17 protein-coding genes and 1 pseudogene are annotated in these 21365 nt (G+C 33.6%); 6 read left to right on the top strand and 12 right to left on the bottom strand.

Features of this window, described 5'->3' with window-relative positions:
• Nucleotides 1-8: 8 nt before the first annotated feature.
• Genes QMA06_RS12375 through QMA06_RS12385 form a run of 3 tightly spaced genes read right to left on the bottom strand, consistent with a single transcriptional unit; the run spans nucleotide 9 to nucleotide 1492 of the window.
• On the bottom strand, nucleotides 9-968 hold the full coding sequence (locus QMA06_RS12375) for a HipA domain-containing protein (RefSeq protein ID WP_290207178.1): 960 nt from the start codon (nucleotides 966-968) through the stop codon (nucleotides 9-11).
• On the bottom strand, nucleotides 961-1278 hold the full coding sequence (locus QMA06_RS12380) for a HipA N-terminal domain-containing protein (RefSeq protein WP_290207179.1): 318 nt from the start codon (nucleotides 1276-1278) through the stop codon (nucleotides 961-963). The genes QMA06_RS12375 and QMA06_RS12380 overlap by 8 nt, the downstream gene beginning before the upstream one ends.
• Nucleotides 1250-1492 (bottom strand): helix-turn-helix domain-containing protein, encoded by a 243-nt coding sequence (locus tag QMA06_RS12385; RefSeq protein WP_290207180.1) that lies wholly within the window; start codon nucleotides 1490-1492, stop codon nucleotides 1250-1252. Before QMA06_RS12385 ends, QMA06_RS12380 begins: the two co-directional genes overlap by 29 nt.
• A 274-nt stretch (nucleotides 1493-1766) precedes the next feature.
• Between QMA06_RS12385 and QMA06_RS12390 the strand changes: the two are divergent.
• Nucleotides 1767-2147: pseudogene (locus QMA06_RS12390) on the top strand (transposase); the annotation flags it as partial.
• 197 nt (nucleotides 2148-2344) lie between these two features.
• Here QMA06_RS12390 and QMA06_RS12395 read toward each other — a convergent pair.
• Nucleotides 2345-4540, bottom strand: a complete 2196-nt coding sequence (locus QMA06_RS12395; RefSeq protein WP_290207181.1) for a hypothetical protein — start codon at nucleotides 4538-4540, stop codon at nucleotides 2345-2347.
• Nucleotides 4541-4762: 222 nt separating this feature from the next.
• Nucleotides 4763-6091: a vanadium-dependent haloperoxidase gene (locus tag QMA06_RS12400; RefSeq protein ID WP_290207182.1), complete on the bottom strand. Its 1329-nt coding sequence runs from the start codon at nucleotides 6089-6091 to the stop codon at nucleotides 4763-4765.
• Nucleotides 6092-6292: 201 nt separating this feature from the next.
• On the opposite strand from QMA06_RS12400, the gene QMA06_RS12405 reads away from it, so the two are divergent.
• From QMA06_RS12405 to QMA06_RS12415, 3 genes are read left to right on the top strand one after another with little or no spacing between them, the layout of a single operon-like run.
• Nucleotides 6293-8266 carry a sialate O-acetylesterase gene (locus tag QMA06_RS12405; protein ID WP_290207183.1) on the top strand — a complete coding sequence of 658 codons (1974 nt, stop codon included), beginning with the start codon at nucleotides 6293-6295 and terminating at the stop codon, nucleotides 8264-8266.
• 55 nt (nucleotides 8267-8321) lie between these two features.
• Nucleotides 8322-9167 carry a fumarylacetoacetate hydrolase family protein gene (locus QMA06_RS12410; RefSeq protein WP_290207184.1) on the top strand — a complete coding sequence of 282 codons (846 nt, stop codon included), beginning with the start codon at nucleotides 8322-8324 and terminating at the stop codon, nucleotides 9165-9167.
• 1 nt (nucleotide 9168) lies between these two features.
• Nucleotides 9169-9945 (top strand): SDR family NAD(P)-dependent oxidoreductase, encoded by a 777-nt coding sequence (locus QMA06_RS12415; protein WP_290207185.1) that lies wholly within the window; start codon nucleotides 9169-9171, stop codon nucleotides 9943-9945.
• 35 nt (nucleotides 9946-9980) lie between these two features.
• Here QMA06_RS12415 and QMA06_RS12420 read toward each other — a convergent pair whose 3' ends face one another.
• From QMA06_RS12420 to QMA06_RS12435, 4 genes are all read right to left on the bottom strand, one after another.
• Entirely contained in the window at nucleotides 9981-10727 is a 747-nt protein-coding gene (locus tag QMA06_RS12420) for an SDR family oxidoreductase (RefSeq protein WP_290207186.1), read from the bottom strand.
• A gap of 93 nt (nucleotides 10728-10820) precedes the next feature.
• Nucleotides 10821-11693 carry an SMP-30/gluconolactonase/LRE family protein gene (locus QMA06_RS12425; protein ID WP_290207187.1) on the bottom strand — a complete coding sequence of 291 codons (873 nt, stop codon included), beginning with the start codon at nucleotides 11691-11693 and terminating at the stop codon, nucleotides 10821-10823.
• Between the two features lie 3 nt (nucleotides 11694-11696).
• A complete protein-coding gene (locus QMA06_RS12430; protein WP_290207188.1) occupies nucleotides 11697-12704 on the bottom strand; it encodes a DUF4432 family protein in 1008 nt (335 codons plus the stop codon).
• The gene (locus QMA06_RS12435) at nucleotides 12701-13765 is read right to left on the bottom strand and encodes a mannonate dehydratase (protein ID WP_290207189.1); all 1065 of its coding nucleotides are present in this window, start codon (nucleotides 13763-13765) and stop codon (nucleotides 12701-12703) included. Before QMA06_RS12435 ends, QMA06_RS12430 begins: the two co-directional genes overlap by 4 nt.
• 55 nt (nucleotides 13766-13820) lie before the next feature.
• Here QMA06_RS12435 and QMA06_RS12440 point away from each other — a divergent pair, with 55 nt between their 5' ends.
• Both QMA06_RS12440 and QMA06_RS12445 read left to right on the top strand, forming a co-directional pair.
• Nucleotides 13821-14918 carry a DUF5005 domain-containing protein gene (locus QMA06_RS12440; RefSeq protein WP_290207190.1) on the top strand — a complete coding sequence of 366 codons (1098 nt, stop codon included), beginning with the start codon at nucleotides 13821-13823 and terminating at the stop codon, nucleotides 14916-14918.
• 9 nt (nucleotides 14919-14927) lie between these two features.
• Nucleotides 14928-16115, top strand: a complete 1188-nt coding sequence (locus QMA06_RS12445; RefSeq protein WP_290207191.1) for a DUF4185 domain-containing protein — start codon at nucleotides 14928-14930, stop codon at nucleotides 16113-16115.
• 100 nt (nucleotides 16116-16215) lie between these two features.
• Here the strand turns inward: QMA06_RS12445 and QMA06_RS12450 are convergent, their stop codons facing one another.
• From QMA06_RS12450 to QMA06_RS12460, 3 genes are read right to left on the bottom strand one after another with little or no spacing between them, the layout of a single operon-like run.
• On the bottom strand, nucleotides 16216-17220 hold the full coding sequence (locus QMA06_RS12450) for a tetratricopeptide repeat protein (protein WP_290207192.1): 1005 nt from the start codon (nucleotides 17218-17220) through the stop codon (nucleotides 16216-16218).
• 11 nt (nucleotides 17221-17231) lie between these two features.
• Nucleotides 17232-18575 (bottom strand): sugar porter family MFS transporter, encoded by a 1344-nt coding sequence (locus tag QMA06_RS12455; RefSeq protein WP_290207193.1) that lies wholly within the window; start codon nucleotides 18573-18575, stop codon nucleotides 17232-17234.
• 38 nt (nucleotides 18576-18613) lie between these two features.
• The gene (locus tag QMA06_RS12460; protein ID WP_290207194.1) at nucleotides 18614-21304 is read right to left on the bottom strand and encodes an ROK family protein; all 2691 of its coding nucleotides are present in this window, start codon (nucleotides 21302-21304) and stop codon (nucleotides 18614-18616) included.
• Nucleotides 21305-21365: the final 61 nt, after the last annotated feature.

The raw sequence follows: 21365 nt of genomic DNA on the forward strand, positions 1-21365 counted from the left end.
ATTCTAAATTAATTTTTGACAACTTCAATCGTTAATTGAGCTGTTTTATAATTTATCAATTCTTTAAAACTCTCTTTTCGTTCTTCTGAAAGAAAGCTGTGATCAATCAATCCTGACCATTCCTGCATCCCTTTTTCAATACGATTCCAAAGATTTTCAATTGCTTTTTCTGGTATGTGTGCTTTTAACATGGCTTCATTAAAATCGTTTCGTTTTAACTTTCGCTTCTTTCCATTTAGATTCAATGCTAAATCTTCTAGATCGTTTGGCAATAATAATTGTGCAGCAATCATATCATAAGCAGGTGTGAGTTCGTATGCATTAGACTCTTTCGCTATTAGCGAAAAATTCTTTAAGTGCATATCATTATTTCCTATTAAGAAAGATACTATCACTTGTTCATAAAAATGAACAACATCCTTTATGGGGTTTTTAGAGTAGGCGATTATCCCTTTGGCAATTTGCTCGTAAGATCCTCTGTACTTATGCTCTGTTAGTCGCTCATTAAATTGACACGCATCTTCCATAGCGAACTTTTCACCTTGCGCATTACGATCTATGCGTCTCGTCATATAAGCCAACTCTCCACCTTTTAAAGGCAGTAATAAAAAAGGAACGGTTTCAATACCGCAAGCTTGTGTCATTAACATACACAAAGCTTCTAGTTCTGGCATTTTTGGATAAGCAGAATAAGGTGGTTTTAAAATATATCTTCCGTTTAAAGCACCAACTATGGTTAAACGTTCTTCAGTGGCTGTTTTTGTAAAGCCCATTGATAATTTAGGTTGCACACCTGTTACTATAATACGCTGTGCAACGTTTTCTTCAGCAAGTTCATTTATCTGTGATATGGCATAATCTAATTGAAATACAGGTGTATCACTTTCCCAAAAACGAACAAGACAGGCTGGGTGATACTTATTGTCTCCTGATGCTAATGGTTTATGACAGGCTAAGCAACTACTCATTTTCTATAATACTTATGTTACCTATACAATCACGACAGGTGGTTAGTAATAATCCCATACGATCTCTTGGGTTAAGTTTCCAGTTTTTTTCTGCAATATCTAGCAACCATCCTTCTGGAATTAGTCCGTCAAAAAATGGAAATAAATTATCTGAGGTAAAGGGTGCCTCCTGTAACGGAAATGTTAATGAAACAGGTGTAGCATTTTTCAATGCCAAATATGCTTTATCATATTGAAATAGATAACCTTCGTCATTTTCAATAAGCATTCCTGCTTTTCGATTATGCACCCAAATTTCTCCTTGTCTCATCGCTTATAGGTGTTGGTGTTAATGTATTTCCAAAAAAGAGTAATACTTGATTCACTTTATCGGTCATTAAATTTGGTTTTCCCTGTTCAAGGTCGCGTACAAAGCGAAGTCCAACGCCAGTCAAGTCTGATAACTCTGTCTGTGTCATTTTACTTGCTTTTCTGTTTGTTCTAACAAAATCAGCTATAGCATTATGTCGATTCCAATCTTTCATTAATATACCCTTATGGGTGCAAGTTAATAAAATATTTAAAAACTATACCTTTTTGGGTATATTATTTTATTTGTAGAATAAATTATACCTTAACAGGTATAAAAATATATAGTGATTAAAGTAATGACCCCAAAGCTTCTGGATTAAAAGTCTAAGTTAAAATTAATTATATGTAATTAGATATAATATTGATTGAAATAGCATTTCTATATGTAATTGCACATAGAATCAAGAAAGCCTCTACGTTTCTATTTTAGCAAGATTTAAAAATCCAAAAACAGGAAAGAAGGAAAGCCATTGCCGTTATTTCAAAAATAAAAGTGTTACAAACACATAAAAAAGAACAGGTTAACGAGCTTGTTTGAGGTAATCCTGATGATAAGTGCAGACTTTTTAGTGACTAGAGCACCAGTTATATTGGTATTTCGGATTACGTTGAGATGCACGTTAGTGTAAAGACTAATAAGAAAATAACACTAAAATGGGTGCACATTGCCATTAGCAATGCCAAGAGAGCACTCTTAGGAATCTATCATAAAATTTTTGGTGAATATCTGCAAAATTATCTTGATGAATTCTGCTATAAATTAAACTGCAGTATTTTGGTAACAGGCTGTTTGATAGATTAGTAGTAACAGTAACACATCAGTACTAATGTAAAAGCGATTAATCAAAATTGATACATTTTGAAAGCCTTATAAACACTATAAAATTGAAGATATGGTCGTTGTCTCCGACACCACTAAAAACCACATAAAATAATGACTTACAAGGTTTTATTTTTGCATTTATTAAAATAGCGTAATATTACTTTTTATACTTGACACTCGGTCAATAATAAATAATAACACATTAATTGAATACTACATCTTTAGTCTCAAAATCTGCCAACAATTGATTACTCGGATTCCTCCATACTTTACATATTGGTAAATCTGCTTTAATATAGCCCATTTTTGGAATAGTATTCGTACTATAATACACATCATTCGTAGTTGTATTTTTAAACTCATATAAATCCACTAAAGTATTTGTGTATTGTCCCCACCACTTTTTAGTAAGTTCATTTGCTGCCCAAGTGCCGTTATGTTCACCTTTTGTCCATGTGCCATTTACTATCCCATTCAATACTGTAGCCTCTAATTCATACGTACCCTCTGGGTGATTAAGTGCTAGATACAAGGTATTATTCTCAACTCTAGGATTAGTGATTTTGAATTTTTCCTTATTAGTAGTGGCAACAAACGTTCCACCTTCTTTCTTTAAGTTGAGATTAAAAGAATTTTCAAACGGAGCAAAGATAATTTGTACTTCCCAGGTTCCTGTATATTTAAGACTTTCATCTCTATCTAATGGAAACCCATAAAATAGAGGCTCTTTACCGTTTAATGCTAATTGTTTATTTTCATTCTGATAAACAGCTACCATTCCATCAACCTTTCTGTCTTTAGGCAACGCATAAAAACCAACATCTGTAATTGAATTTTTAGCTTCAATATCTTTTATAAATCCATAACCATCATTATATTTATAAACCGCTTCGGGCAAGAATACATCTTCATTGCTTAATGATAATTTATAAGTAAGTTGATTGTAATCATAACGAGGCACGCGCTCTTCTGAACTTAAAAATTTAGTAAATGTCCCTTCAAAGAAAATGTCTTCTCCATTTTTTTGATCAAATATTGACTGTTGCGTTGGGTTATAAAGAAAGCTTTTATGATTCGCTACTTTTCTAGCATATACCCATGGTCCGATAGGCGTATCAGCTTCAGAATACCATGTATCCATTGCGCCTGTGATTAGAATCCATTTCTGTCTGTAATCATTCCAATAAACAGAACCACGACCAACCATCGGTAGGCGCTGACCTGTGTTTATGTCTGTGAGTTGAACCCAAGCCTCTTCTGGCTGCATCAGTCCGTCACTAATTAATTGCATTTGTTGATCGTAATTTACTGGATCAGTATCTACCTTCCAGGCATATATTAAATTACCATTCTCATCTCTATCGAATTGTGGGTTTTTCTCATCAAATTTTGTTCCTTGTTTCAAACACGTAAATGCTTCATATACTCTTGGATTTACCAACGATTCTAATTTTGGTTGTACACGTAAATAGCTAAAATTAGTCGTTAAATACATTAGGTCTTGACCATTATGACTTCCTACAAATGGATGATGGCAAGTATGACCTTCAGGCAACCACTCAGGTATAGATTTATAATCTTCAAAAATTTGCTTTTCATCATTAAAGACAGCAATTCCGCGTTCATAATTTCCAAAATAGTAATTAACATTAGCGTATTTTGCAATTAATTGCTCTTCACCTTTTTCATCTTTAAAATTCATTATCCAATCGAACCACACATAACCAGGACTTTCCAAATTAATCATAGGTCTACTTTGACCTTGTTCATTTACAAAATAGTTATAATTCACACCCTCATTTGGATCTAGTCCTCCTTTTCCTGGTAATAAGCTCGTTGCAGCATTTACAGAAAAACTTCCTTTATAGGTCGGAGGTAGAAAAGTATCTCCCCATATCCAAAATATTTGACCCTTATATATGGTAGTTAAGTTAGAATCTTGTCCTATAACATCGGCATTAATAATAGGGATATTAATAGGAGATGATTCCCCTAACAACTCACTATCTCTATAGATTCCTACACCAGTACTTCTATATAAGCGTTCGGCTACACTAGTTCTTCGTATTTCTACTGTCGCACTGTCTCCTGCTTTGGTAAATAGTTGCACCGCTCGCTTATCACCCAAATTTTGGGGATACTCATAGCCTTCACTCATTACCTCAAAATAAACATCTTTCCCCATTAATCCCGGTTCATCAAAAGCAATTAAACCATTACTATCGGTATAATATCGTTCTTGAGTTAATGGCACTAAGCCAACCATAGGAACTCCTTTTTTTGTTTCGGCATCAATAACTCTAATTTTAAAATACTGGCTTTGCTGATTTTGACATGAAAAAAGACTTATTATAAAGCCAAATATCATTACGCTTTTGAAACACTTAATTATCGACATCTTTAAAATTTTATATGTACATACATACTATTAATTTATAAAGATAACAAAAAGTCTCAGATTCCTAATAAATAATTAAAAATGTTGATTTATTAAAAATAACTCTTTAGAAATAAGATTTTAATAATTATACATTGCTTAAAAAGAGAATTAAATACCACTAATCATGTATGAACATATATTAAACCAGTCCTAATTAAGTTTAAAATGAAGATTTAATTATTAGTCTTTCATTTTCAAATTGTCCACTACAAAGGCACCTAAATCGCTCCCTTGTTTAATCCCTTCTTCGACGGCTGCACGGTAATGAATCCCACCATACATTCTACTCATAGCAGCTTCATCCGCTGCTTCTTGAAATGACGCATAATGCCGAATTGGAAGTCCAAACTTTAACTCTGTAGTATCATCAAACTCAAAATCATTACCAAATATGGATGCTAAAACCTTAGATGCAGAACCTGAGATAACGGAGTGTCCACTAGTGTATTCGGGAAACGGAGGGGTTTGTAGAATTGGCACCCAACTTTCATCAATATATTGATTTATAACCGATACAGGACGAATTAAATTAGAACGATATTTTTCATCCCAACAACTTATAAATGCATCTGCTATTGCAATTGATGTCTTTGCATATGAGAATACAGTTTTATCAAAGTTCGCACCCGTTTTTACACATGCTATCATACATATACCCATCCAATGGGCTCCTGGACTAATTTTTTTTACAGAAAACATTAAATGTCCTCTAGTTACCGTCACAAAAGGGTTACAATCCCAAAATTGAGCTATTTTTATTTCTTCTGAATCATCTCCACGTGCCGTAATTTCATTGCTTATATCATATATTTCTTTTACTTGTTTAAAGAAGACTGAACCTTCATCCATAGAAAATGTTGGTGGTGGAATCGGCATAAATTGGGAAGCAGAATCTAAAACAAAAGGACGTAATTTATTCCAATGAGGCTCTATACCTTCTATGAAAGAAGGTGGCGTTTTTCGCCAACGTGAAGGGTCATTATAATCAACCTTATAATTTGTCATACTACGAATTTCCTTATAACCATCTGTGTCTTTCCAGTTGTTTATATGTGAAGCAACTCGTTGTCCATATTCTTTTGAAGCAACAAATTCTTTTTCATTTATAGACGACCAATTATCGTAAAGACTGTCAGTATATTTATTTAATAGATCTTTAGAGTATACTAAAGTCTTACTCACTTCTATATGTGCTATTAATGCGGATAATTTATAATTAACTAAAGGAGATATGGGCTCAGGAATAGGCTTTAAATCACTAACCTGACCGTTTAAAGAGGTATAATTTGGATTTTGAATTGCAATGATTTCGTAAGCAGCAATATTGGGGTATGCCATTATTCTACTTGCTACTGGAGGAGAAAAAATATCCTCTACCATAATATCAATTATTTTATCGATAACATTATGCATTTCCAACGACTCAACTACAATAGATTCATCTTTTTGACAAGAATTAAAAAACAAAAACAAGACAAGTAATAAACTAAAATATTGAGGAGTTTTCATAGCGTATAGTAAATAAAAAGTTGATTAAAAATAGGAAATAATGTTCTGAATTGACAATTTATTTTCATATGTACGAACATATGAAAATATTTCATACCTTATGCCTGAAATATATTATATTCTCAATAAAACATATCAAAATACAACTATTTGAGAATCTTAAACTTGAATTAATCACAATTCCGAAAATTAGTCCAGAAAATGAAATTATTTTCAAAATTATTGCTACTCATTGTATTTTTGTTGCCAAATCTAATGCTTGGTCAAATTGAATTACCCAAAATATTTACATCAAATATGGTTGTACCAAGAGATAAAGCCATTCCAATATCTGGACATTCTCAACCTAATGAAGTTATACATGTTACCATAAAAAATCAATCGCACAAAGTAACATCAGATGCAAAAGGGAATTTTACAGTTATAATAGATCCAATACCTTATGGAGGACCTTATACATTATCATTTAAAGGAAAAGACACTAAAACTTTAGAAAACATACTTATCGGTGACTTATGGTTATGTGCTGGGCAGTCTAATATGCAGTATACATTAAACATGATTAATTATAAGGAGTTGGATAGTTCTAAAATGAATTATCCTAAGTTACGTTTAGGTGCTGTTAGTATAGGTCTTGATTATTTACCTCAAGATGACGTGAGCCAAATGTTATGGCTAGAAGGCACTATTGAAAACGCTCAAAATTTTAGTGCTGTAGCATGGTTCTATGGTAGATATTTAGTAGAAAACCAAGATATACCTATTGGATTAATCAGCAGCAACTTAGGCGCAACCACTATAGAAACATGGATGAGTTTAGATGCTTTAAAAGAGTTCCCTCAGTTCGATGAAATCACAAATGACATCTCTTCAACAAATAAGGATTTTGCCACAATCAATAAAGAGCTTGAGTTATATAGAACAACTTGGGATAAAGAGTATTATTTGAAAGGTATTGGGATGAATGAAAAGTGGTATAAAGATGATTACGACGATTCTGATTGGAACACAGTTACAATTCCTGCCTTTTGGGAAGACTTTGGGTATCCTAATCATGATGGAAGTTTTTGGTTTAGACGGACTTTTGACGTACCTAAAGAACAACTAGATCAAGATTTTAACTTGCCACTCACTCAAATAGATGATTATGATATTACATGGGTTAATGGACATAAAATTGGTGAAACTTTTGGAGTTAGTAATTTTAGAAATTATGTGATTCCGAAAGAAATTCTAAGAGAAAAAGGAAATACAATAACCATTCGCGTTTTTGATATTGGAGGCAAAGGAGGCATGTACACAAGTGCTTTTTGGGGGAATCCAATTAGAAATGGTGAGTGGAAATACAAAAAAGGAGTCGCCATAGACACCTCAAAATTTCCAATTCCAAGAGTAGTTAATGGTAGTGTTTTTTCTTACCCAACACTGCTCTACAATGGTGGTATTGCACCATTACATACGCTACCTATTAAAGGTGTAATTTGGTACCAAGGAGAAGCTAATGAGCATAGAGCAGTTGAATATGAACACTTACTAAAAACCATGATTACAGACTGGCGCAATAAATGGAAAAACCCAATTATGCCATTCTACATAGTACAATTAGCTAATTATAGACAAGAAGTAGACGAGCCATCTGAAAATAAATGGGCAGAACTTCGTGAAAGCCAAACTAAGGCTTCAAAAATGAAAAATGTAGACATCATTACTACCATTGATATCGGTAATGCTAACGACATTCATCCTACCAACAAAAAAGAGGTGGGCAAACGGTTAGCGCTACTTTCTCTACATGATAATTATAATGGAAAATTACAACGTAGCCCTACTTACAAAAGCAATAGAATTAAAGATGGCAAAATAATTATAACTTTAAATACTTACGGAAGCCAACTAAAATCTCTAGACAAATATGGCTATTTAAGAGGCTTTGCTATAGCAGGTGAGGACGGAAATTTTGAATGGGCAAAAGCTTACTTAAACGACGAAAACAACATCGTAGTGTATTCTAAAAATGTAAAAAAGCCCATGTATGTACGCTATGCATGGTCCGATAATCCTGGGCCTTTAGATTTAGTAAACACTGACAATTTACCACTTATGCCGTTTAGAACAGACAATTTTAAATTAAGCACAACAGATGCAGTTTATAAATATGATCCACATTCATTTTAATAACTTGTAATAGTATATTCTAAAAAAAAATTAAAAATACATAAAACGCATTCACATGAAACTTATCAGATTTGGAAAAAAAGGTTTTGAAAGGCCAGGCATAGAGATTAATGGCAAAAGATTAGACTGCTCGGGTCATTTTGAGGATTGGAACCATGATTTTTTTCAAAATAATGGCATTTCAAAATTAAAAAAGCTGTATTCTGAGATTGGTAATCAGCTTCCTGAAGTTGAGATTTCAACTCGTATGGGAAGTCCTATTGCGAGACCAGGAATGATTATGTGTATTGGGTTAAACTTTTCCGATCATGCTGCTGAAGCAGGATTACCTTTACCTGAAGAACCAATTCTTTTTATGAAAGCTACAAATACGCTTTCTGGCCCAAACGATGCTATTGCAATACCTCCGAAGAGTACTAAAACAGATTGGGAAGTAGAACTTGGAATCGTTATTAGTAAAGATTGCTATCACTTAAAGAATGAAACCGAAGGAGAGAACCATATAGCTGGCTACACCTTGGTTCATGATGTCTCTGAGCGCGAATTTCAAATAGAACGCGGAGGACAATGGGTAAAAGGCAAGTCGTGTCCAGGATTTAGCCCTGTAGGTCCTTATTTGGTATTAAAAGAAGATATTGATGATGTATTAAATTTAGGAATGCAATTGTCTGTTAATGGAAAATCAATGCAAAATGGAAACACAAAATTCATGGTTTTTAAGCCTGATTATGTTGTTTATTATTTATCGCAATTCATGCAATTAGAAGCTGGAGATTTAATTTCTACAGGAACACCTCGTGGTGTTGGCCTAGGCTTTAAACCACCTATTTATTTAAAAAGAGGTGATGAAGTTATTCTATCTATTGATCAACTTGGAACTCAAAAACAACAATTTATTTAATATGATAGACTTAACGGGAAAAGTAGCTGTTATAACCGGAGGTGGTAAAGGTATAGGAGAAAGTGTTAGTCAAATTTTATCAAAACAAGGTGCCGTAGTTCATATTTTAGAAATTGACAAAGAAAGTGGTAATCGTGTTGCAGAAGATATAAATGCACAATCAAGAAAAGCTTTTTTCCATTATTGCGATTTAACTAAGCATGATGCCGTTGGAATCATTTTTCAAGAGATTTTTAAAGTCTCTGGTCACATAGATATCTTGGTAAATAATGCCGGGATTGCACATATTGGAAATGTTGAAGCGACATCACCTGAAGATATGGATCGCTTATACAACGTAAATATAAAAAGCGTATATAGCTGTCTGCATTTTGGAGTACCCTTGATGAAAAAATCTGGTGGAGGTGCTATAGTAAATATGGCTTCGGTAGCATCATTGGTTGGTCTTGCAGATCGTTTTGCATATTCAATGACTAAAGGTGCAATTTACTCATTAACTTTTTCCATAGCCAAAGATTACATCAATGACAACATACGCTGTAATGCTGTTGGTCCTGGTAGGGTTCACACCCCTTTTGTAGACAATTACATATCTCAAAACTACCCTGGACAAGAAGCTGAAACATTTGAAAAACTATCAAAAACACAGCCAATTGGCAGGATGGGTAAACCAACCGAAATAGCTAATTTAATTGCTTATCTATGTTCTGATGAAGCTGCTTTTATTACTGGAAGTTATTATTCTATTGATGGAGGATTTTTAACCTTGAATACCTAAGCAAATCAAAAAGGTTTTATTTAAAACGAGTAGCCTTAATTACCTCCGATATGTATACCTAACCCACCGTCAACTCTAAAGGATTGCCCTGTTATAGAACCGGCATTATCACTTGCTAAAAATCCGATAAGTGCCGCAACTTCTTCCGGAGGACAAATACGTTTAGTTAAATGCATATCAATACACTCTTGGTATACTTTTTCTGGATTATCACTCTCCTTAATAGCGTTTCTAAGCATTGGAGTATCGACTGTCCCTGGGCAAACCGCCACACATCTTATGTTAGGAGCATAATCTACAGCAATGCTTCGGGTTAAACCCAACATTGCTGTTTTAGATGTGGTGTAGGGAGCCACTTTTTGCTGTGTAATAAACGCCTGAACACTTGACACATTAACCACAACTCCTTTACCTTTTTTTAGCATCGATGGAATTGTATATTTTGCACACAAAAAAGCACTTTTGAGATTGACATTCATAACCAAATCCCATTCCTCTTCAGTCGTTTCTGTAATGGTTGAATATCTTTGAATTCCTGCATTATTAATTAATACATCTATCTCTCCAACACTTTCTATTGCTTTTTGTATAGTTTCTTTTACGTTTTTCGAATTTGAAACATCACAATTAAACATACTTAACTGGGCATTCTCTAAACTCAATTCACTTAAGGCCGTTTTATCTATATCTAAAGCAATAACATTATCTCCATTGTTTAGAAAATAATTAACGCATGCTTTTCCTATTCCTTTTGCTGCTCCTGTAATTACTATGTTTTTCATGTGTTTATATTTAATATTTTTCTATGGTCACATGCTGTTCGCTATTAATCATTCCTTTGAGTGACAAAATCTTGAACATGCTCGTTTCATACTTTACGCTTTAAATCTTGGCTCAATTTGTCCTGCTATTTCTGTTTCAAATGCAAAACAGCGACCTGCCAATGGGTTTATTTCTTTTTCTTCTTTTGATAGGTTCAAATTTGATGTTGTAATTACTAAGGTTTTTAAATCATCTCCGGCAAAACAACAACTTGTGGTATGCAATACTGGCACCTCAATATCTTTTACCCAAATTCCGTTAGCATCAAAATGACTGACTTTACTACCCAACCACATCGCCACCCAAAACCCACCGTCAGCATCCACACACATTCCATCTGGATATTCATCTTTTTCCCATTGAATATGAAGCCTTCTATTGGATATGTTACCCGTTTCAATGTCATAATCATAGGCATACATTAGATTTCGAAATGTATCAATCATATAATATGTTTTTTTATCTGGACTCCACCCCATACCGTTGGTGATATATATATTTTCTTCTAAACAATTCCAACTCATATCTTGATGCAAACAATAAAGTTTACCTGTGGGATTAGCTCCATCATACTCCATTGTACCTGCAAAAAATCGTCCTTTGGGATCGATGGCACCATCATTCATTCGTCTTTCCTTCACTTCTATTTCTGGTGAATTCTCAATTAATTCAAGTTTTTTTAAGGGCTCATCAAAAAAACCAAAACCATCTCGTACTCCGACCACAATTTTTCCATTCTCACATAATGCCATCACACCTAGTTCCTGACCAACAGAAAATTCTTCAGAAACTCCCGTTTCCCAATCTACTTTATAGTAAGATCCTCTAAGCAAATCAACACAATAAAACTTCTTTTCAATGGGATCCCAAATAGGACCTTCCCCATGTTCTGGTTTTATATCAAAAATAGGTTTAGCTATATTCATAATTCAATGTGAGCAATTTGTAGTTAATGATGTTTTAATAACTTGACGCGGTTTTAATTTTAACCAGTCCGATTCCATAAGATCTAGACTAGGATTAGCAATCCAATTTGATGTCCAAGGCTCTAATGCTACAGCGTACGTTTTCCCCCACCAAGGAGAATCTTGCACGGCAAAACGCTCTTGCCAATACCATAATGATTTAAATATCGCTTTATCCCAATTCATAGAAAAAGACATTAAATCAGTTTTTATAGTATAAAACGCCTCGTCTTTAAATTGACTTAAATAGGCCAAATCACTAAATTTGTGGGCATCAGATTTCAAAATATTTTGAGCATCAATTTTATTGTTTTGAAGATCTTTTACCAATGGCCAATCTTGAATTTCTCCTGGCTTAAAAAGTCGATTTTCCGGCATTGCTTCTTCAGCAAAAAACTTAGTCGCACTCGTATCAATCGTTGCTCCTTCTGACAAAAAAGGCAAGCCAAATGCTATATGATGTCCCCACATAAGATGCAAAAACGTTTCAGACTCGTTGGTCAATGTTTCATCAATAAACAATTCTGAACTCCCTTTTTTCAGGGTTAATATTTTTTCAATAAGTATTGGAAAACGAAGTGGTCTTGTCCAAAGTTTTACACTAACTTCATCGTCTGAAGTATTCAAAATTTCATACTCCCAAGGAATTAACGATACTTCACCATGTTGTCCTAATTCTGCTCCTCGGTAATTTATGGGTGCGCTATTTGGTAAAATCTCTTGCCAACCACCATAGTAATAATCTTCAAACTGAGTCCCTGTATTTCTGATTTGTGAAAAAACTTGATTAGGATTAATGATATCCTTATTCAACCTCAGCATTAAATCAATACCAACAGGTTTGTATTCAAATTGAAAAATATCACTTCCACGACCAGCTAAGATTCCGATTTTTAGAAATTCATTTTCCATGAAAATCGTTGTCATTCCATTGATATTACCCTTATCATTTATGGTACAAATCTTACTCATACAGTATCAATTAAAGCCTTCATATAGCCTAAAGCGTAAGCCATACTTGCATGCCAAGGCGCACCGCAACTCATTTCAGGACTGTGATCTGGGATTAAAACACCATTGTAATTATTCTTTTTCAGGATCCGAATTGCTTCAGCCATATTCAAATCTCCTTCATCTACAAAAACTTCTCTGTAATTAGGGACTTTTCCTTTTACGTTTCTAAAATGAATGTATCCAATATTTCCTGCCTTAGAATGTTTATCTAAAGTTTCTAACACATTTCCTTCTTTCATTTCTTGTAGTGTACCCATGCAAAATTCAAAACCATTGCTAGGACTTTTAGAAACTTCTAGTAATTTTTCATATTCAGAAATGCTATGAAATAACCGTGCAGATTTTCGCATTTCAGGTACTGGAGGATCATCAGGATGTGCAACCATACGCACACCATTTTCTTCAGCAACTGGTAATATTTCATTTAGAAACCAACTAAATCGGTCCCACATTTCTTCTCTTGAAATAGGGTTTATATCTGTTTTTTCTACATCAGTATCATAATTCATGTTCCACACCATTCCTTGTTTAATGGGTTCATGAATATTTATATCTTTTTCATTAAACCCAACAGTCATAGCATTTCCGCGCCCATATGGTTTATTTGTCCAACCCCAAACTCCAGCAATACTAAAGTAATATCCGATAAGAGGAATTCCTGCTTTACCAATATTTGCTACCATATATTTAAGGTCACTCATTTGAGCATCTCGTTTCGGTCCGTTTAATAAAATATCAAACCAATGAGATGGGTCAAAATTTTCGATAGCCTCCCAAGCAAGCCCATGCGATTCTATTTCAGACTTTAGCCGTTTTAGCTCATCTAATTCCCACAATTTTCCTTGATTTTTTGTAGTTCCCCAACCGTTCAAATAGTTTTCAGAAAGTGTAGGATTTGAACCCCCTTTTATGTAATCAACTAACTGAACAACTAGGTGAGTTGCACCTGCTTGTTTGGCAAAATTAAAGTTGTCTTTATTTAATAAACTTTTGTATAATCCAAGTCCTAATTTGGGCATGTTTTATTGGTTTAGATTGATAATAAATCGTATTTTAGAGTCTTATAAAACCCTCATGAAATATACGTTTTTTATTTTACTTTTCTCATTGTTCACGCTACTTAACTGTAAAAATAGTTCGACTTTAAAAAATGAGAAAACTGAAAATTTATCCCAGTGTAAAGATCCACAAATAGAAAGCATTCCGAATAAATATTTTGATTCACTTTTTACAAGAAAATCTGATGGTTGGACAGGAGGAGATGCCACGTATTCTATTGCCTTAAATGACTCCACAAACCTATGGATATTTGGAGATACTTTTTTAGGAAAAGTACATCATGATAAAAGTCGGGATTCAACAGAATCTATGATTAATAATACCCTTGTAATTCAGAAAAATAACAGTTTCGAAACACTATACGGAGGCACAACTGAAAATCCGGAATCATTCTTAAAACCTAAAGAAAATAATTGGTGGTATTGGCCAGGACATGGTCAGATTTATAATAATACTTTACAACTCGTAATGTTTGCATTAGGAAAACCAGATGAAGACATTGGTATTGGATTTGAATATAAAGCCATTGATTTGGTAACACTGTCACTTCCTGATTTAAAAGTTATTTCGACCCAAAGACGTTTGCCTTTTACCGGCACAAATTATGGTGCTTTTCTATTACAAGAAAATGGGTATACTTATATCTATGGTGCAAGGCGCGAAGTGAATGCTAAATATTTACATGTCGCCAGAGTAAAAGGTACGGATATTTCGCAACCATGGGAATACCTTTCCAAAGATGACCAATGGACCAATTCTTATAACAATAGCAAACCTTTATTTGAAAGCGTAGCTGAACAATTCAGCATTTTCAAAAGAAAAGATCAGTACTTTTTAATGACTCAAAATTATAATTTAGATCCGGAATTATTTTTATACTCAAGCCCAAATTTATTAGGGCCATTTGCTAATCAACAAACCCTGTATTGCACACCTGAGACCAAAGGAAATATTATTACATACAACGCTTTTGTACATGAGCAATTTTCTACAGAAGACAATTTGCTTATTTCTTACAATATTAACAGTTTAAAATTTGAAGATGTATTCTCTAATGCAGACAACTACAGACCTCGTTTTGTAAATGTTACTGGATGGAATACTACTAAATAAACAATTATTATGAAAAATCTAAATTATATTATTATTGCACTGTTCACCTTATTTTTAGGATGTAAAAATTCTGAAAAAAATAAGGCACCGCAACCTAAAAGTGATCTAACCTTTACTGCAGAAGCGGCACCAGAATGGACATCTTTAATGGAACGAACGTCGGGTTGGTTTGGTGCTGACGGTATTTTCTCTATTCCATTAGATGGAAAGGAAACCCAAAACGTAAAAGACAAAAAGACGCTTTTTATTTTTAGTGATACCTATATTGGAGAGGTTGAAAATGGTGTGCCTAAAGCTGGACATGTTATGGTAAACAATACTACAGCATGGATGACAGGAAATGAGCCCATAAAATCTAAAATTGATTTTGAATTTAATACCGATAATAACGGCATACCAAAATCCTACTTTATACCAAATAATTCACTCGCAAAAGACAAGGAGTATTATTGGTTAGGGGATGGATTTATTAATCAAGAAAAAAATAATGCTTTATATATTTTTGCTTATCACGTTCACAAAACAGGTCCGAATGTTTTTGATTTTGAGCAGACCAATATTAGTTTATTAAAAATAGAGAACCCAACCAAGGAAGGGATTAAGACACAAATTCAAGTACCAACCACATTAGGATTTATTCATGAAGCCTCTCAAAAACGAACCTTTTTTGGTTCTGGTATTTTTGTAAACACCAAAGCAGCTAATGCACCAAACCCTGATGGGTATGTTTATATTTATGGAATAATAGAAGGCTCTAAATCTTTAGTTGCCGCAAGAACATTACCTAAAAATATTGAGAATTTTGATTTGTATACTTTCTGGAATGGTTCGTCTTGGGTAAAGGATAAACAACAAATTGTCTCAATATCAGATGGAGTATCAAACGAACTAAGTGTAACGCCTACAGGTGATGGTCGTTATTTACTAACATATCAAGTATTGGGAATTTCGGATAAAATAGGAATTCAAGTAGGAGAAAGTCCTGTTGGACCCTTTGGAAAACTTAATGAAGTTTATACAACTCCTGAATACGCAGATAAAAATTTACTCCCTTATAATGCTAAAGCACATTATCATTTATCAAAACCTGGTGAGTTACTAATTAGTTATAACACGATTACTTTTGATTTTTGGGAAGACATTAAAAAGGATGCAACCATTTATCACCCAAGATTTATTAAAGTAAAATATGAATAAAGTGTAAGGAAAAGTAAGTCTTTTTTTGAGTTATTGTATAAATGAATCTATTTAGTAATACAACTAAATAGATTCATTTATACAGACATTAAAGTTTTAATTATTTCGGAAAATTCATCTTCTTTTCCAATGCTTTAAAACGCTCCGTATTTCTAATTGGATCATACCAATGTTCTATTTGCATAAAAAGTAAAAACCAAGATTTTTCTTCATATGCTTGCTCCAATAATGTCATGGCTTCATCATTTTCACCAATTCCTAAATGAATAAAAGCACGTTGACAAGCTGGTAGATAATGCGTTTTAGCTGCTTCAGCATAATAATCTGCCATTTCTTTACCCAACTTATATTCACCAGCTTCCCCTAAAGCATGACCTAATCCTCCACCTACTTCAACAGTTCCATCGGATAATTCAAAAGCTTTAAAATAGGTTTCTAATGATTCATCATGTTCTTCTAACCCATTATAAGCCATTCCTAACCAATCCAAAGTCCAAGGTGATAACGAATCCTTTTCAAGTGATTTATACATTAATGGTTTCATTTTTTCATACTCTTCCAAAAAGTAAAAAATAGAGGCGCGACCAATTAAAAAATCACCTTTTTCATCCATTTCGTAAACCTTGTCAGATTGTGCAACACCTTCTTCAATACGTTTTGTAGCCATCAGATAAAGTGTGTACCAATGCCTTGCTGATAAATTTGAAGGATCTATTTCTAACGATTTTTTGAATGCTTTTTCTGAAGCCTCCCAGTTAGAATCCATAAAATTGAGTACGCCTGAAATCTCTTGCACGCGAGAGTGTAATGAATCTAACTCGTATGCTTTTTTAAGTGCTGAATGCGCTTCAGGAATAGTTTGTGCTCTAGACATAAAACCATAAGCAAAAATTATAATATTGCGTTCAGCTATACCAACATAACTGTTAACATCTGTAGAATCTTTTGCTACCTGTTCTTTAAAGTATTTAATCTGTGTAAGATGATCATCTCTATGTTTGGCGCCAAAAGACGCTAAAACATCCTTATCTAAAGTATATTCCTTCTTTGTTTCACAGGTTAATAAAGTAGTTACACAACATAAAGTAATTATAATTTTTTTCATAACGAATCGTTTTATTGTATTTTCCAGCTTTGCTCAATCTCTTCTAAAGTTTTCCCTTTAGTTTCAGGAATTAGTTTATATGTGAATATCAAAAGGATTATGGCATTTACCATAAAAATCCAAAATGTCATTGTTTCTCCCATTTCCAATAAAACAGGTGTGAATTGTGATATCAAAATCACACCAACCCAAAGAACCACAATGGATAATGACATTGCAATTCCCCTCGTTTTTGTAGGAAATATTTCTGATATTAATACCCAAGGAATAGGTCCTAATGACGTAGCGAAACACCCAACAAAACCAAGTATAAGAACTAATAACCAAGGTCCAGATGTCATATCAAATTGATACAAAAGTCCAATACCAAAAAGACAAAGAATCATACCAGATACTCCCCAAAGCAAGAGTGTTCTTCTTCCTAATTTATCAATATATTTTATGGCTACAAATGTAAAAATGGTATTTACAATGCCAATAATCACAGTTTGCATTAAAGCAGAGTCCACTCCAAATCCAGCTTTTTTCAATATTTCTGGAGCATAATACATAATTGCATTGATACCCGTAATTTGTGAAAACAGTGCTAAAAAAACACCAATAACCATGGCTATTCTTAATCCTGGCTCAAATAATTCCTTTAAAGTTCCTTTTTCTTGTCCTAAAGCATTTTTAATATCTTTATGTACTTGCTGTGCTACTTCGTCTGAATTTATACGGCTTAATATATCTAAAGCTTCAACATCTCTACCCACTTTTGAAAGCCATCTTGGACTTTCTGGAACAAAAAATAATGCAATAAAAAACAACAAAGCGGGTATTACTTCAGATCCAACCATATAGCGCCATCCTGTTTCAACATTCCAAGCTTCTGTACTATACTGAGCAACTTTATAGTTGAAGAAAAAGACAATATTAATTCCCAATACAATAGCTAATTGATATAATGACACTAACATACCTCGTTTGTGGGCTGGTGCAATTTCAGAAATATAAAGTGGAGACAACATGGATGCGGCACCCACTCCGATTCCTCCAATTATTCTTGCTGTAACAAAAAATGTTAAGTCCTCGGCAAGTGCTGAACCAACAGCCGATATAGCAAACAAAAAGGCAGTAATAAGCAATGTCTTTTTTCGACCAATCTTATCTGCAACATAGCCTGCTAATGCAACACCAAGGATACAGCCCCAAATAGCAGATGAAACAGCCCAACCTTTCATTGTTGGGGAGAGCTGAAACTTGGTTTCTAAAAAGCCGATGGCTCCAGAAATCACAGCAGTATCATACCCAAATAAAAGACCTCCAAGTGCACCAATAAGTGTCACCATGATTAAATATTTCTTTTTCCCCATCTTTTAGTGTATTAGTTAGTTTTTGATATAGAATTTATTTATAACCTCGTAGAACAGAATTCATTTTTCACATTAGACTGAATGACTTTTGCCTCAGATGAACCTAGATTAATCATCTTATATTGTTTTGTCTTTGCAGGTATAACAAACGTTTCTGCATATTGAATAATCATACTCTTTTCACCTGTTATGACTTTAATTTTAGAGCCCTCTACCAAGTTGAGAATATGACATTGATTATTGGTATTAATTTCTATTTCATCATTGAATTCAAATCGAAACAATTCATAGAAATGTTTGGAATGCATACTCAATCTCTTCGTCTTATAACCAATACCTTCATCAATAATCGTTTCTTTTGAAATGTACTCTTCTTGTACCTTATCACCTATACAATCAAAATTGACATTATCCATACCACGCTGTATATTTAAAGGTCTCGGGCTTCCGTCAAGATCCAAGCGCATCCAATCATACATTTTAAAAGTATAAAGGTATTTAGTGGTACTTATTTCAAGAACCATGTTATCAATACCCGAACAATGAATAGTTCCTCGTGGAATTAAGAAAAGATCATGCTTTTTAGCTATAAATTTCTGAACGTATTTGTCCACATCCATTTTTTTGGCCTTTTCATGGCTTTCCAATAATGCATTATGAAATTCTTCCTTTTTAACACCTTCTTTAAAACCTAAATAGACTTCTGCGCCAGGTTCTGCATCCAAAATATAATAGGTTTCATCTTGTGTAAACTTATCTCCAAAATTATCACGAACATACTCTGGCGTAGGGTGACATTGAACAGACAAGTTATCACCATCATAGGTATCTAAAAAATTAAATCGAATAGGGAAATCAAAACCGAAAGTTTCAGCTGCTGCTCCTAAAATTGCATTATTATCATGATATTGCAAGACATCAAATGAGACCTCTAAACGCGTTTTGTTATGAGATAAAACGATGCCGTTTTCAGGTGCAATTAATTCAAATGACCAAGCATAGTTTATGATATCTTTCTGCAATCCATCAATTTTATCTTTAATCCATTGACCTCCCCAAACACCTGAAGCAAACCATGGTCTCGGTCTAAAAACATTTTGAGACATCTCATCTAAACCATGTCGCAATGTGTTTCCTGTTGTCCATGATACATCATCCGAGAATTGCCCATCTACAATGTAGTCTATTCTATTGATGAGATCTGCCTTATGTTTATTCAAAGCAATCCAATCCACAAAAAACATACGCTTATACTGAGGCTTTGGTGATACTATTTCTTGAGCACCTATGTTTAAAAGAGCACCTGAACGTGATCTGTATTGAATTTCATTTTTTGGAATATCAACATAAACAATCTTACTGTCCCAATTACTTAAACTTGCTCCTGAACCATAAATAATGCTTAACACATTATCATCTTCATTAATATTATTCAATTTATCAGTATTATAGAAATCAGATAATTCTCCTGTAAACATTTTTCCAAACACTGGATCATCTCCTCCTAAAAAAGGAGCAATCATATCATCAACTTCTTCCGAATCTTTAAATGCTGCAGATGCTGCAAATGCTATAGAGTTAACACCTAATAATTTTAATTCAGATGTAAGGCTTAGCATAAATTCATCCCAATAAACACCCAAATAACCATCAATAACCACTGATTTTAAGGTTGACAACTCCTTAGCTAAACTTTTAAAACCTTGATTTATAACACCTTCATTAATCTCAAATGATGGGTAAATTTCATAACCTTGGCTATCCACTTCGTCATCTTGAATATTAATTGGCATTAAAAATTGACTTGAGAGTCTTTTGTTAGTTACAAGCTCATTATAGTCAATACTTAATTTTTGAACCGCACCTAAAATGGCAGAATCTTCAGTTTCTTCTGATATATGAATGTGAAGCATTGTGTTATTTATACTATCCTTCAATGTTTCTATAAATAACGGATAACTCTTAGCGATGCTTCCTCCTAAAATTAAATATTCTGTTTTAAAACCCCTTAAGATAGGTGATAGAAAATCACCAAGATTTGTACCAAAGCTTTGAAATATTTGCCTTGCTTCATTTGACGTATTAGCTTTATCTGCAATAACTTTCACATTTTCAATTCTATCCTTAAATGTATCTTGATAGGCATTTAAAAACCATTCACTACCTAACCAATCTTCTGCTCGCTTATTCTTAAAGGGCAAATTAAAAACCTCGTCATTAGGAGGTGTATTATCTCCATTGACTACAATTTTACCATCAGACATAAAACCAGAGCCAATACCTGTTCCAAGTGTAACCGCTGTAACATTATTAGTTGTCCAATTATTAATCCAAGCTTCACCTAGCGTAAAACACGCAGCATCATTCATGAAAACTATTTTTGATGGATTATCAATGTATTCAGTTAAATGAGTGTATAAATAATTTTTAATATCTGCACCAAAAAGACTGTCGTATTTATTGCAATTAAATATTTTTGAAATTCCATTTTCATAGTCTAATGGTCCAGGAATAGAAACACCTATACCCAAAATAGGTTGGTTAAATGCATTAAGCGTTTCTTTTACGGCAGCTACAATACTCTCCAAAATTGGCAAAGCATCTTGTTTACTATCAATATCAAAATGTAGCTTTGTGTCTTTTACAATTTCTTTCTTTTGTACATCTACAATGGCAATAGCCAAATGGCTACCTCCAATATCAATTCCTACGGCAAACTTGTTGTTCATGTCTAAATAATTTTCTTATCGGTTTGGGTTGGATTTATATGCTTAATTCATGATAATCCAA

Origin of the sequence: Winogradskyella bathintestinalis (genome assembly GCF_030407435.1) — a bacterium.
Taxonomy (GTDB): Bacteria; Bacteroidota; Bacteroidia; order Flavobacteriales; family Flavobacteriaceae; genus Winogradskyella; species Winogradskyella bathintestinalis.